The 14087-nt window shown below is 56.9% G+C and carries 15 protein-coding genes; 10 read left to right on the plus strand and 5 right to left on the minus strand.

The features are described from left to right. The 3 genes from ACF8AM_RS10055 to ACF8AM_RS10065 all read left to right on the plus strand — a co-directional run. On the plus strand, window positions 1-1013 hold a 1013-nt coding region (locus ACF8AM_RS10055; RefSeq protein ID WP_392555512.1), incomplete at its 5' end, for a phytoene desaturase family protein. Beyond that, window positions 1010-1861 (plus strand): lysophospholipid acyltransferase family protein, encoded by an 852-nt coding sequence (locus ACF8AM_RS10060; protein ID WP_392555513.1) that lies wholly within the window; start codon window positions 1010-1012, stop codon window positions 1859-1861. The genes ACF8AM_RS10055 and ACF8AM_RS10060, both read left to right, overlap by 4 nt. Continuing rightward, window positions 1858-3075, plus strand: coding sequence for a glycosyltransferase family 2 protein (locus ACF8AM_RS10065; RefSeq protein WP_392555514.1), 1218 nt, complete (start codon window positions 1858-1860; stop codon window positions 3073-3075). The genes ACF8AM_RS10060 and ACF8AM_RS10065 overlap by 4 nt, the downstream gene beginning before the upstream one ends. Before the next feature lie 114 nt (window positions 3076-3189). Here ACF8AM_RS10065 and ACF8AM_RS10070 read toward each other — a convergent pair whose 3' ends face one another. The 3 genes from ACF8AM_RS10070 to ACF8AM_RS10080 are packed head-to-tail and all read right to left on the minus strand — an operon-like array spanning window position 3190 to window position 4476. Beyond that, window positions 3190-3780 (minus strand): HNH endonuclease, encoded by a 591-nt coding sequence (locus ACF8AM_RS10070; RefSeq protein WP_392555515.1) that lies wholly within the window; start codon window positions 3778-3780, stop codon window positions 3190-3192. Then, the gene (locus tag ACF8AM_RS10075) at window positions 3777-4274 is read right to left on the minus strand and encodes a hypothetical protein (protein WP_392555516.1); all 498 of its coding nucleotides are present in this window, start codon (window positions 4272-4274) and stop codon (window positions 3777-3779) included. Before ACF8AM_RS10075 ends, ACF8AM_RS10070 begins: the two co-directional genes overlap by 4 nt. After that, window positions 4252-4476: a hypothetical protein gene (locus ACF8AM_RS10080; RefSeq protein WP_392555517.1), complete on the minus strand. Its 225-nt coding sequence runs from the start codon at window positions 4474-4476 to the stop codon at window positions 4252-4254. The genes ACF8AM_RS10075 and ACF8AM_RS10080 overlap by 23 nt, the downstream gene beginning before the upstream one ends. A 314-nt stretch (window positions 4477-4790) precedes the next feature. Here ACF8AM_RS10080 and ACF8AM_RS10085 point away from each other — a divergent pair, with 314 nt between their 5' ends. From ACF8AM_RS10085 to ACF8AM_RS10115, 7 genes are all read left to right on the plus strand, one after another. Beyond that, the gene (locus ACF8AM_RS10085; protein ID WP_392555524.1) at window positions 4791-6008 is read left to right on the plus strand and encodes a c-type cytochrome; all 1218 of its coding nucleotides are present in this window, start codon (window positions 4791-4793) and stop codon (window positions 6006-6008) included. Next, complete coding sequence (locus ACF8AM_RS10090; RefSeq protein WP_392555518.1) at window positions 6005-6181, plus strand: hypothetical protein; 177 nt, start codon at window positions 6005-6007, stop codon at window positions 6179-6181. Before ACF8AM_RS10085 ends, ACF8AM_RS10090 begins: the two co-directional genes overlap by 4 nt. Before the next feature lie 152 nt (window positions 6182-6333). Next, window positions 6334-7266, plus strand: coding sequence for a heme A synthase (locus ACF8AM_RS10095; protein WP_392555525.1), 933 nt, complete (start codon window positions 6334-6336; stop codon window positions 7264-7266). 13 nt (window positions 7267-7279) lie between these two features. Then, a complete protein-coding gene (gene cyoE, locus ACF8AM_RS10100; RefSeq protein ID WP_392555519.1) occupies window positions 7280-8470 on the plus strand; it encodes a heme o synthase in 1191 nt (396 codons plus the stop codon). 10 nt (window positions 8471-8480) lie between these two features. Beyond that, complete coding sequence (locus ACF8AM_RS10105; protein ID WP_392555520.1) at window positions 8481-9455, plus strand: ABC transporter ATP-binding protein; 975 nt, start codon at window positions 8481-8483, stop codon at window positions 9453-9455. An 11-nt stretch (window positions 9456-9466) separates the two neighbouring features. Then, entirely contained in the window at window positions 9467-10333 is an 867-nt protein-coding gene (locus ACF8AM_RS10110; protein WP_392555526.1) for an ABC transporter permease, read from the plus strand. Window positions 10334-10394: 61 nt separating this feature from the next. Then, a complete protein-coding gene (locus tag ACF8AM_RS10115; RefSeq protein WP_392555521.1) occupies window positions 10395-11585 on the plus strand; it encodes a DUF2786 domain-containing protein in 1191 nt (396 codons plus the stop codon). An 82-nt stretch (window positions 11586-11667) separates the two neighbouring features. Here ACF8AM_RS10115 and ACF8AM_RS10120 read toward each other — a convergent pair whose 3' ends face one another. Next, window positions 11668-12246, minus strand: coding sequence for a hypothetical protein (locus ACF8AM_RS10120; RefSeq protein ID WP_392555522.1), 579 nt, complete (start codon window positions 12244-12246; stop codon window positions 11668-11670). Between the two features lie 352 nt (window positions 12247-12598). Next, a partial coding sequence (locus tag ACF8AM_RS10125; RefSeq protein WP_392555523.1) for a dockerin type I domain-containing protein occupies window positions 12599-14087 on the minus strand: 1489 nt, incomplete at its 5' end.

A 14087-nucleotide genomic window follows, 5' to 3' on the forward strand; every position in this document is an offset into this window, starting at 1 on the left:
TGAAAATGGGACGTAGTGTTGCTTCCATCGTTCGGTCACACGTTCCGGAATATCGTGTGTCGCAGATGATGGATCACTTCACTCAGTACGTCGGCTCCTCGCCTTACGCGTCGCCGGCTGTGCTGTGTGGCATCGCGCACATGCAAACCAAAGAAGGCATCTGGTACCCGATCGGCGGCACACGAGCGGTTCCCGAAGCCCTGTCGAAACTCGCCGGAGAACTCGGCGTCGACATCCGAACCGGAACCGACATCCTACGGATCGAAACCGGAGGCGGATCGGTCAGCGGCGTGACCACAGCGGGCGGCGAAACGATTGCTTGTGACGCCGTCGTCAGCAACTGCGATGCGATTCGAACCTACCGCGAATTGCTCAGCGGTACACCGGAGTCAACCAAGTTTGAAAAGTCCAATCGCTACGAAGCCGCTTGCAGTGGCGTGGTGCTGTACCTGGGATTGAATCGGCGATACGAACAACTGCTGCATCACAACTTTGTGTTTTCCAAAGACCCCGAAGAAGAGTTCGATTCCATTTACCAAAAGGGGCAACCGGCGCCTGATCCAACCGCCTACGTTTGCGCTCCTGCGATCAGCGAACCCGAAGTGGCACCCGATGGTTGCGAAGCCCTCTACATCCTGGTGCACACGCCTTACCTGCGGCCCGGTCATGACTGGAAATCGATGCTGCCGGGTTACCGCGATGTCATCCTGGACAAACTGGAGCGAACGGCAGGGATGGAAGGCATTCGTGATGCGATCGTCACAGAAGATTCGCTGACACCCGAAGGCATCCACAATCGATACCGGGTTCTTAACGGCGCGATCTACGGCTTGGCCAGCCACGGCAAGTTCACCGGTGCCTTCAAGCCGGGCAATCGCCGCAAGGATCTTCGTGGGTTGTATCTGGCCGGCGGAGCAGCTCATCCCGGACCTGGCATGCCAATGGTGCTGATGAGCGGCTGGATCGCGGCCGATTCGCTCGACCAAGACGTCAGCAATGGAACACTCGCGTGACGGCAGACTCCGACGTCATTGCGAAACCTGCGGACTGGTTTCAAAACGGATTTCATCGGTTCCTGCATTCTTATTTGCGTCGCAATTTTCACGCGATCGCGTACGCTCGCGAAACGGAACTGCAGACGCAGTTTCATTCGTTGGCCGAAGCGAATCCGGACGGCGCGCAGGCCTCACCGTTGGAAGACGGCAGCCTTCCGTTGATCGTGTACAGCAATCACGCGTCGTGGTGGGACCCGCTGTTGGCGCATGCTATCAACGAGCAATTGTTCGCCCCCAGGCAGTTTTATGCGCCGATCGATGCGGAAGCACTTCAGCAATACAAGGTCTTCGAAAAGTTGGGCTTCTTCGGTGTGCAATCTGATTCCAATCGTGGTGCGGCTCAGTGTTTGAAAACCACCGCCACTCTGTTTCAACGCGAACACAGTGCGTTTTTGCTCACGCCCGAAGGCCGCTATGCTGACATCCGCTATCACGATGCGGAACTGATGCCCGGTTTGGCTCACGTGTGCTCGAAACTGGACTGTGGCTGGGTCGTGCCGTTGGCGATGGAATACGTTTTTTGGGACGAGCGTTTGCCGCTGGTTTTGTTCCGCTTCGGCGATCTGGTCTCGATTCCCAGCGTCAGCGCCTGGGATAAATCTCGTTGGTCGGACGAGCTGACGCGACGTCTTCGAACCAGCCAATCGCGACTCGCGGAATTGTGCATCCAGCGATCAAGCGAACCGTTTCAAAGTCTGCTGCAAGGCAAACGTGGAGCGTCGGGGATGTATGACGCGGCGCGGCGGTTGAAATCGTGGATGACCGGTCAATCGTTTCAGGCCAGTCACGGGAATCAGTTTCAATGATCGCTTGGATGGAATGGTTCCTTATCGCGATCCTGCCGTTTGTCTCGTTGGCTTTGGCGGCGCTGGCGGCGGGCATGTTCGTGTCCAATTTGCCACTGTTCATGGACGGTGAATCAGCCAGTCACTGTGACCCATCTGAATCGAACAACGCCGATCCACCTCGGGTGTCGGTGTTGATCCCAGCGAGAAACGAAGAGGGCTCGATCGCGGCTTGCTTGGAATCGGTTTTGCAAGCCGTGCAAGTCGACCTGGAAGTCGTTGTGCTGGACGATGGATCGACGGATCAAACGGGTGCCATCGTTCGTGGGATCGCTGAGCGTGATTCACGGGTGAAATTGATGGAGGGCATCGAGCTTCCAGAGGGTTGGAATGGCAAGCAGCACGCATGTTACCGGTTGGCTCAGCATGCCAAGCACGAGCACCTGTTGTTCTTGGATGCGGACGTGCGTTTGAATCCGATTGCAATCATTCATCTGTGGCATCGTTTTTCAGTCGAGCAGGATGGTGGAGAAATCGGTTTGCTCAGCGCCTTCCCTCGACAAGAAACGGGCACGTTGTCGGAGAAGTTGCTGATCCCGATGATGCACTTCATCTTGCTTTCGTACTTGCCGTTCGCTCGCATGCGAGGCAGCGCTCATCCTGCCTACGCGTCGGGATGTGGGCAACTGTTTTTCACCGCGCAAGCTTCTTACCAAGCCGCTGGGACTCACGCTGCGATTCGATCGAGTCGCCACGATGGGCTGAAATTGCCCAAGGCCTTTCGCGAAAACGGGATGCTGACCGATTGCGTGGATGGTTCGCGGTGGGCGGTGTGCCGGATGTACACGTCGGCTGGTGAGGTGGTGCAGGGGCTGCTTAAGAATGCAAACGAAGGCATCGCGAATTCTCGGTTGTTGATCCCGTTCACGATTCTGTTGGGCGGAGCCAATCTGTTGCCGTGGATCACGTTGGTGATGGCCTTGGCAAAACGATCGAGCTTGATCGCGGACGGCTTGCCAATCACGACGTCCGTGGTGATTGGGATCCTGGTCAGCTTGATCGCGATTTTGGTGAGCTACGTGCCTCGAATGATTGCCGCGATCCGGCTGGGGCAGAGCATCACGGGAGCGGTCCTGCACCCGATTGCGATCGTCAGTTTCTTATTGATTCAGTGGTGGGCATTCTGGAATCACCTCCGAGGCCGCCAAGTCACCTGGCGCGGCCGCCTGGGTTGATGCTTGTTGGCTTCCCAGCGAAGCCCGGCGTCTGTTGCAGGAGTCATGGCTCTCGGCTGTTCTGAGGCGGGGACGAGAAAGCTGTTTGGGCTGCTCACTGATCTGATGCCCATCTCAGTACGACCTTGGTAGTTCGCCTCGTTCCCGTCGAGCATGCCAACTCCGAGGAATTCCGTCTGGAGCGTCGTTGGTGGGCGGTCGTCGTGCAAGGTTTGGGAGATTGTCTGGGAAACGTGTCAATTGCTCCAGCAACTCCTCGTCGTGATCTCTAGCAAGCCGCACGATGCGAATCCATTGATGACGCCACTTTCTCATCACCGGAGAATCAAGGTCGAGTTGCAGGATCAGTTTCCGCGTTTCTGGATCAGTGCCAGTGATAGCTCCGTCGAGATGAGAGACGACCGTTCGGTTGGTTAGGTACACCAGCGGATCATCAATTGAGTGCCCTGACTTGACCAAATTGCAGCGGTGGCAGGAGTAGACAAGATTCAGATAGTCGAGCGTGCGGTTGGTAGACACCGACTGAGGTGAGAAATGATCAAGGTCAAACTCCCCGGTAGTCGTTCCCCAAGTCTCTCGTTTCAAGCAATAGACACATCGGAAACAGAAGTCGTCGCGAAGCCAAGGCCGATAGGATTCATAGCGTCTATAACCGCCTGGATGGTGGCGGCGATGGGGGCGAGGATCGGGGTAATCAAAAATCAATGCCCTGGCTCTTCGTCCCGAATCGACAGAAGCTTTGCGTGCAAGGCCTTCATTCCTTCCATCGGCTGGCTTTTCTCTGAATCGATCACCGTCCGCATCGCCTCCGTCAGTCGCGCCAGTTCAATCTGCTCCGGAACCGTGATCGTTTCCTGGATTTGACGGTCGATCAGATCCATTCGACGAGCGTTCATCGCAGGTGTCCACTGCGTCACATTTGTTGATGGTGGTTGATCCTGGATCTTGGCGATCGCCTTGGCAGCCAAAGAAGGAAATTCAATCAACGCCATCCCCGAGTCCTGCAGCGTTTCAATCACAGCTTGTAGCGTCGCAGCTTGGTACTCTTCCTGGGTGGCATTGCGCGAAAGCCCAGCGATCACATCGAGGAGGTTGAGTTCAATGTGCTTGAGAAACTGCCTTGACCAAAAATCCTGGTCATCCGAGATGATATCTTTGTTCGGATGTGGCGTTCGACTAGGCGGCTTTTCGGTCGGCATGGGCAGTCTGGTCCCTGGCAATCGCCAACATGAGAGACTGCATGGCAATCGGGGCAGCCTGTTGATAGTGCGAGAGCGTCACGCAATTCGTGGAATCACTCTTCGCTGCAATCTGCTTTGCCTGTTCCGTCACCTCGTCAGCGAAAATCGTTTTCCACTGGGCGAGAGCTTTCACAGCCTGAGTTTCGATCGAAACCTTCATTTGCAACCTCCTGTTTGCACGATGCCGGTCTCGCCGATTATTACGATTTGCATGACACGTCACAAGCTCAGAACTTCGAGCACGCGAAGGCCCATTCGCGCTGCAGAGGATCAGGCAAGTACCCGGATTGCCGCACCCCGTTATTCCTGCGTCTTTTTATCCGGTTGGCTACTTGGGGGAAATGTGTTCCGATTTGGGGGTTCGCTTTGTTTTCAAGTGCAAGGATTTCTTCGTTGTTTGGGCCTCATTCACGTCTTTGGTTGCTGACCGCTGCGTGCTGCTTTCCTGTCGCGGTTGGCTGCAATGATGGCGAGATGGAGTTTGAATCCAATCATGTTCATGCGATGGTGCTCGAGCGTTCACGGGATCTGCCCACCGAAGCGGCCTTGGAGGATGTCGAATTGGTGCTGGCCGAACTCTTCGGGACTCCGGAAGAACCCGCTTGGCCAGCGGATCGACTGGGGGCCGACCAACGTGAATTGGTTTCTCTGGAGCGACTGCAACAAGCCTCCGGGGCCGTCGAAAGCGACGCCGAGAACGTGCACCGCGGGCTGTACACCGAGCACTGTGTGATCTGCCACGGTGTATCCGGCAGCGGCACTGGTCCTGCATCGATGTACCAATGGCCCTACCCACGCGATTTTCGGGCTGGCGTGTTCAAGTGGAAATCGACCCAGCGGGATGCCAAACCGACTCGCGATGACTTGCGTCGTTTGCTGGAAAATGGCATTCCTGGGACCCCCATGCCATCGTTCGCGACAGTGACGCTGAGCGACCGCGAATCGTTGATTGACTACCTGATTTATCTCTCGATTCGCGGTGAAGTCGAGCGGCAACTGTTGGCCCTGGCGATCGATGAACTTGGGTATGAAGACACACCGCCGCCGGATGAACTGCGTTTGCGTGTGTCCACTGCCGAGGATGAACAAGCCGAACCGACCGAGGGTGAATCGGCCGTCGATGAGATTTTGCAGGAGGTGGCGAGTGAATGGGTTCAGCCGCTGGTTTCTCCGGTGCCGCCGGAACCAATCCCGCATGCCGCCGATGAACTGCATGCCTCGATCGCGCGGGGTGCCAAGTTGTTCAGTGGTCCAATCGCGAATTGTGCTGGGTGTCATGGTCCCGAGGGGCGAGGCGGGATGCCTCCGAACGATCTGGATGATTGGACCAAGGAATTCACGAGTCGGATCGGGATCACGCCGACCGATGCCGACGCAGTCAAACCATTTCGAAAAGCCGGGGCGTTGCCACCACGAACGATCGAGCCCCGCCGACTGGCTGGTGGGGTGTTGCGAGGCGGCGACGATCCTGAGACCCTTTTTCGCCGGATTCACCACGGAATCGCGGGAACGCCAATGCCGGGAATCGAACTGAACGAATCGTCCGCCGGGGGCATGGGGCTCTCCCCTGGAGACGTCTGGGACTTGGTTCATTACGTTCAGTCGTTGGTCCGGCCCACACCCAAACCGTCGGTGCGTGTGGTGGACGACGAAAACTCCGCTGCCGCCGAAAAAACAGGTGTTTCCTCATGAGTCGCGACAATTATCGAACCATCGGCGCGATCGTGGGTTTGGTGCTAGGAATCGGAATCATGTACCTGTTTAGCATGTCTGGCATCGTGCCCGGAGCCTTGTTTGGCGCGGGAGGATGCGTGCTGGGTGGAATCGTGGGAGAACAGATTTTTGATCGCAGAGGTCAGCAATGAGCCAATCTGCTGAGACTGAAAACACTTCTGAACCTGACTCCGAATCGAAGCGGGACGGTTCCGCGAAAACGGTGGAGTCGCCTGGGGCGGCCGAATGCCCTGGCGCGGCCGAACGGTCGGTGCCAAATTGGCCACTCCTTCTGACTCGCGTGATGGTTTGCTTGACCTGGCCGTTGATCTGGGTGGGTGGGTTGGTGACGACCTACGATGCGGGGATGTCCGTTCCTGACTGGCCGGGAACGTACGGGTACAACCTGCTGCTTTACCCGATTTCGACTTGGTTGCTCGGGCCGTTCGATTTGTTCATCGAGCACGGGCACCGATTGTTGGCGGCGTTGGTTGGATTCATCGCGATCGGGTTGGTCATTGCCTCCATCAAGACGGAGAGGCGTCGCTGGGCTGTGGGGTTGTCGGTGCTGGTGCTCGCGGCTGTGATCGGTCAGGGCGTTCTGGGTGGTTTGCGCGTGACGTTGAGTGCGCGGACGTTGGCGATGATTCACGGGTGCGTTGGCCCTGTCTTCTTCGTGCTGTGTGTGATCGCAGCCTGTGTGACTGGCCGAACTTGGTTGGCCGCTTCGGTGCGACAATCTGCCGAGGGAACTTCGGAGCGGACGCCATCTGCGTTTTGGCCGATCGCGTTGTTGGTGCTGGCGTACATGCAATTGGTCCTGGGGGCGATGATGCGGCACGCTTTGCCGGGTTTCAGCCCAGTCGGATTCGCTCTCATTGTCAAAACACACTTCACGATCGCGTTCGATTTGTGGCTGTCAACGGCTCTGGCGTACTGGCGAATCCGTCGGTGCGGCGATTTGACGCTGTCGCGTCCTGCGGGTGCCTTGATATGCTTGGTGGCCATTCAAATCGGCTTGGGGTTCGCGACCTGGATCGTCAACTACGGCTACCCACAGATGCTGGCTACGCTTTCGGCGTCTGACTCGTACCTCTTGCACAGCAAGAACGTCTTGGATGCGTGGATCGTCACCGGCCACGTCGCGACGGGTTCGCTGATTTTGGCCGTTTCGTCGTTGCTGCTGGTTCGGTTGTTACGCCGTCGCCGCGTTTTATCCTTTTCTGTCTCATCTTGAATCCGGAACGATCATGGCATCTGATTGCCGCGAAACGCTCGAGATTGTCACCGGGAGCGGTTTGTCCCTCGATGACGGGGCCCTTCAGAATACGGGATCGCTCCCTCGCGTTCGTTCGCTGGCGAGCGGTGCGACCGCTGTGCTGGAACCTTCGCCGCGGATGAAAGCCGATTCCCGCCCGCGTCCCTCGACTGATCGAGCCCGCACGTTGAATGACGAAATTCCCGTGCCTGAATCCGACCTCAACCGAGATGACTCCGAGCTCAACCGAGATGACTCCGAGGCCGCTACGGAAGCGAAACCGGCTGCGACCCGCGCCCAACGTGGCGTGATGGCGGATGTCATCGAGCTGACCAAGCCGCGAATCGTGACGATGATCTTGGTCACCACGGTTGCCTCGGCGTTGATCGCTGGCAGCGCCACACTGACGTTGGTCGATTGGTTTTGGCTGATGATCGGAACCGCGTTGATCGCCGGCAGTGCGGGCGCGGCCAATCAAGTTTGGGAATGTAAAATCGATCGCAACATGCCTCGCACGGCGAACCGTCCGGTTCCCGGCGGACGCATGAGCTACGGCGTCGCGCTTGGTTTGACCATCGCCAGTGGAATCGCCGGAGGATCCATCCTGTGGCTGGGCAATGGAATGATTCCCGCGTGCGTTGGTATCGCGACTTGGCTGATTTATGTGTTGGTCTACACCCCGATGAAAACACGCACCGCTTGGAACACCACGGTTGGCGCAATCGCGGGTGCTCTGCCGGTGTTCATCGGCTACACCGCGGCGGGCGGCACGCTGACTGAGCTGCCTGGATGGATGTTGTTCGGTGTCCTGGCATGCTGGCAGTACCCGCACTTCATGGCGATTGCTTGGTTGTACCGAACGCAGTACGCGAAAGCCGGTTTTTGTATGACGACGACCGTGGAACCCACTGGTCGTCACGCCGCCTGGCAAAGCATTCTGGGCAGCCTGGCGTTGGCGACCTGCGGCGTGGTCCTGGCTTGGTTCCCCGATGGCCAATGGGTGGCATCGGTCGCCAGCGTCGTGGCAACCGCTCTGATCCTCGCAGCGTCGTGGCCGCTGCTGCGAGCCTCTTTGAACTTCCGTGCGAATCCGAACGACACAACCGCTCGCAAAATGTTGCGTTGGTCGTTGGTGGTTCTGCCTGCCGTGCTTCTGGTGATGACTCTTCGAGCTTCACTGTAAGAAATCATTCATGACTACGACCTCGACTGCCTCCAGTCCCTGTGACGCACTCCATGAGTCCGCGGCTTCGCTGGGTGATGTCCTTTGCGACATTCGTGACTTGCATCATCGCTATGGCGACAACGTCGCTGTCGACGGAATCGATCTCTCGGTGCGTGCCGGCGAGATCGTTGCTGTGCTGGGGAAGAACGGCAGTGGCAAAACGACATTGTTCCGTGTGCTCAGTACTCTGCTGCCGATCCAACGCGGCAGTGTGACGCTCGCGGGACTGAACATTGCCGAACAGGTGGATGCCGTTCGGGGCCGCATTGGAATCATTTTTCAGTCGCCCAGTTTGGACATCAAGCTGACGGTCGATGAAAACCTTCGCTGCCAAGGCGCGTTGTACGGACTGTCAGGACGCGAACTCACCAATCGCTGCGACACTTTGTTGGAACAGTTCTCGCTGACCGACCGGCGTCGCGATTTATGCCAGACACTTTCCGGCGGACTGAAACGACGCGTCGAGCTCGCCAAAGGTTTGCTGCATCAACCGCGAGTCATGTTGCTGGACGAACCCAGCACAGGACTCGATCCAGGCGCACGTTTGTCGCTGTGGGACGCACTGCAGCAGTTGGCAAACGACGGCGTGGCCGTGCTGCTGACGACTCACTTGATGGAAGAGGCGGCCAAGGCCAACCGAGTGGTGTTGCTGGACCAGGGCCAGAAGATCGCTGACGACGCTCCGTCACGATTGCGAGCAGACTTGGGCGGCGGCGTGCTGACCATCGTGCCGGATGATCTGGCTGACGCAAAAGCAGCCTTGAAACGAGAACTGAACTTGGAAACTCAAACGGTCGGCGAGACGCTTCGTGTGCCATGCGATGCGCCGGAGATGGTCGCCAAGGTTTCTGCCGTGCTCGGTGAGGCTGTGCAATCCATCAGCATCGGACGCCCCAATCTTGAAGATGTTTTCGTCGCTCGAACGGGGAAACAATTCCAATGAGTTCTCCCGCGATGACAGACTCTGGTATGAACGCCTACGCTCGCATGGGCGCCGCGTGGATGTTGGCTCGCCGTGAATGGACACGGTTTTTTCGCCAGCGAAACCGGGTGACGGCTGCGATTGTTCAGCCGCTGCTGTTTTGGTTGTTGTTTGGTACCGGTCTGCGAGGCTCGTTTGAATCCGCGGGCGGCGAGAGTTTTTCGCGGTTCTTCTTGCCCGGCACGATTGGTTTGATCGTCTTGTTCACCGCCATCTTCGCGACGATCTCGGTGATTGAAGACCGTCGAGAAGGCTTCATGCAATCGGTGCTGGTCTCGCCTGCCGGACGCTTTCCCGTGCTGGTGGGCAAGGTGCTCGGTGGTGCCGCAATCGCTTGGGCACAAGCGTTGATCTTCTTGCTGCTGGTTTACTTGGTCGGTGCGGCTTCGATCGCCTGGACGTTTCCCTGGTTGCTGTTGCTGTTAGCGATCATCGCGATCGCAATGTGCGCGTTGGGAATGATTGTGGCTTGGCCAATGGAAAGCACCCAGGGCTTTCATGCGATCATGATGTTGGGGTTGATGCCGATGTGGCTGCTGGCTGGGACGTTCTTTCCGATCCCCGCCTGGAGCATCTCTGGGCCGGTGGTGGAAACCGGTGCGGCAACGATGGGCGATTGGGGAGGCTGGTTGCTCGCGGGCGTGATGCAGCTCAACCCTCTCAGCTATTCCATGTTGGAGTTGCGTCGGTTGCTGAATCCCTCGCTGGATCTTTCCTCCGCTGGTTTCGCCCCGTCCTCCACGACTTGCTGGGGAGTGACCATGGTTGCCACGATTGCGGTGGTTCTGATCGCCTGGCGGTTGATGCGAGGGAGTCGCAAGGCCGATACGATGGTTTGAACCGTCGGCCGCAGTGTCGTCCACCGCCCACTCCCTGTCTTCTCGCTTCTGCAGGAACACCATGGAATTCATTTGGAACGACGGCGGCCGATCGTCTGCTGGTTTCGTTGGCCTGGCGGGCGACTGCGTGACACGAGCGATCGCGATCGCGACTGGCACGAGCTATCGCGATATCTATCAGGCACTGGGCAAGTCGGCGAACAAGACCGTTCGCAATGGCGTCTGCAGTTCCGTGGCCGACGAGTACCTTCGGGCCAACCAGTGGCAACGGCACCCAGGGAATGATCAGGCGTTTTGCGCCGAGAGTTTGCCGCGCGGGATTGTCGTCGTTCACCTGGAGAAACACAACACTCGCCGCGGTGGCCATTTTTGCTGTCTCATCGACCATGAGATTCATGACACTTGGAACCCCATGGATGACGGTGACTACATCGTCGTCAGTCACTGGACGTTCGCGGGTGCCCCGTCCGAGTCGACGCTGCCCGCCATCGGGCCTCAACGCCCGCAGGACAGCGAGCAGGTTCTGACGCAGAATGAGTTTGAAAAGATCCTGCGTCGTCTGCGGGCTCTCGACACAACGGCCAGCAACCACGCCAGCACAGAAGGCGAGAAACGCAACGCCTTGCGAATGATGCAAAGCCTGATGTTGCGCCACAACTTGTCTCGCGAAGACATCACCGAAGACGACAATATCGAGAGCGTTTCCTACACGCGGATGGCTTGCCCGGTGAACGGACGCCGAGCGTGTGCGTGGGAAAAATCTCTTGCCGCCTATGTCACCGAAGAGATCTTTCCGATGGTGCAGTGGTATTACGGCCGCAAGCAAAACCGAACGCTGTTTTGGTTCTATGGCCCCGTCGACGATGTCAAAAATTGCATTCTGCTGTTTCGCGAATTGTTGCTGACGATCGCGACGGCTGCACATCTGCAATACGGCGGGCACTCGCGTGGCAGCGGAGCCTCATACGCGGAAGGCTACGTTCGCGGCATGCCCAAACAGGTGACACAAACTCGCGATGCGATGGCCGACGACCAAACATTCAGTCAGTCCGCGTTGATTCACGCTCGAACACTGGCCGTCCAGCAAGCCGCCGTGGATTGGCTGAGACTCGAGTGCGGGATTGCGTTGGTGATGTCACGAGGCAGCGGGCGTGACCAGCATGATCCCGACGCGGCCGACCGTGGAAAACGCCACGGATCCAAGCACGATCTTTCGACGGTCAACGGCCGCAAACGCCTCGGCCATTCCTAAGCGATGCCGCTTCATTCCTGGGTTGCTGCTTCGTTGTTCGCCAACATCGAGGTTGAGGGGAGTGGGCAAGGTCCCGTGAAAACTACTGACTTCGTTCAAACCCGGTTGGTAAAACCGTGTATTCGACCGGCGTTCCATTGGGCAGATTGCAGCTGATTTTATATTGGCTGGAGGCCCTCCCCCCTCCTGATACCCCAGTGAAATCATTGATCATCACGTGGTCAACGATAGAAAACGATTTGACATCAACAATGAACAAAACGGATTTGGCTTCTTCTCTGAGAGCTCTGGTTTTTTTAAAAGAAATCGGTTTGCCCTCTTCATATTCCGGCATTTGAGTATACCAGAGCAGTTTTGTTTCTGGCGATTCCGCCAAATCAATCGCCTTGCAATTCAGCGATCCCACCGGTGTCATGTCAAGAAAATTGAACACGTCGTTGTTGGTTCCGGACAAAGCCAATCGACAAAGCACGCTAGTGCCGAGCCGGGAATGAGCCAAGTTCTCATTTCGGCTTTCAACCAAGCATTCGTAGGACTCGATCGTTTCCGCTAGTTTGGCCGCCTCAGATTTCAACAAGAGGTTTTCACGATACGATCGAACAAGCAAAGCGGAGGCAATCGTAGCGATCGCTAGAAGGAGAGCTATTGTGACATTTTTCATTCGTTCGTTATCGCAACCTAAGTGGGGTGCGATCTCCAAGTCAAAAGGAACGGGCCGCAATGAGCTGAGGCTTGATTGGACGCTCTCGTTTTCACAGGAAGAGGTGCCAGTCCGGCGCGCCTCTCGCTTTGATTGAATTACTGGATCTGAGGTCGATTTGTGGGCTGAGCTACCAAGCCGACTATGCAACGCCGATTGCACTTGAGACACTGCGAACGCTTGCGTTGAAGCAGGTCGGCAGGAGTCTTTCGACATTTGGACTGTTTTGGTAAGCGACGTTGCTCGCGCGTGCAACCGGGGCTGACGCCAAAACGGCTCACACGGACGTGCCCAGTCATTCTTGCTGACCTGCTCAAAGCGAATGTTTTGGTTGAGCGCTGATCGATGAAGTGAGGACTTCATCGACCGTTGTTGGATCAAGTGATGTTCCTGGCTCACCGCGTGATGATGTGTCGATTTTCCATAAGTTTTGCGATGCAGGAACGGCGGGTGTCGCATCGATGATTTGGTTGAACGATTGGAGCGGGAACGCCGCTTCATTCGCCGAATGAATTGTGTCGTTTGAATCGTCCAATGGTCCGGATCGACAGATGAAGGTCTGAGGAGCGGTTTGTTCCATTGGAACGAATTCAGGCTCTCCCGAGGTGGGGCCCAATCGCAACTGGTTGATGATTTGCAATGCATCCAGTGGGCTGAATCGGGTATCACCATTGACGTCATAGTAATAGCCATCAATGCTCAGCCGTGTTCCAGTCGGAGCGTGTTCGCTGTTGAGATGGTTGATCACCATCAGTGCATCCAGAGCCGAGACGCTTCCGCTACGATCAACGTCGTATGGAATGACGGGGTTTTGATCTTCGGACGTGGTTTCGAATTCGATCACTTGTTCGCCTGTTGTCACGCGGTGGTGCAGGCGGTTGTCGCGGATGATGGGGCGCAACACCTCCCATTGTCCGGACCAAGTGAGGCTGGTGCCAGGCCCGACGACAATTTGAGAAGGCCATGTCACAAGAGAATTGTCCGCGATGGACGAGTCAATCGATATCGGACCCAGGTCTTGACCGCTCAGGTCGAGGATGGACCGGTTTCCGACACGGTCGGTTGCGGTTGCAAAGAAATGGGAGGCATGGGCAGAGGAGATTGTGTGTTCGATGCGGTCCGTTGTGCCGGACTGTCGATGCGAGAGCGATCCATCACGGATCGAAAACAGTGACAATTGTGTCACACCCGAACCTTGGCGACCGAGTTCGTCACTGTCACTCGCTGAGGCACGAACATAATGAGTGTCTGAATCAGTTTCGATATCCAGCGAGATTTTCGGAGCGGTCACGTCAAACGACTGAATCTCAACGATGTAGTCTGCGCGTTGCTGAGAGGTCGGGACGTGTCCCGGATATCGATTGGATGGGCCGACAGTCAGCCCGGTACCGGGTTGGTCCGTGATCGTTGCTGTTGCGACAAATCGCTGAGACTTTTGATTCGCAATTGGATCAAGAAGGAGAAACGGATTCGCAAACGTCCAGGTCGTCGAACGGGTGTCGATCCGAATGTCAGTGTGCTCCGGCAGATGACCGATGTCGTAAGTTGTTTCGTGATAGAGGTAGAAGGAGCCGGACTCGTCGCTGATGAAGGAGTCGGCGACAACGGCGGTCTCTCCACGATCTGTTGTTTGAAAAATGGGATGGTCGAGGTGATATCCTTCGACCGGCGCCGCACCATCAGCCAATGGGGCAATGTGAACCCAGAGTTCATACAGCCGGTCATTCGGGAATTGGGCTGTGTTGCCTTCAACTGCTACGAAGTACGAGCCATCAGTGGGAATTACATAGTGCTGGAATGCA

This window comes from Rhodopirellula sp. JB055 (assembly GCF_043100905.1).
GTDB lineage: Bacteria > Planctomycetota > Planctomycetia > Pirellulales > Pirellulaceae > Rhodopirellula.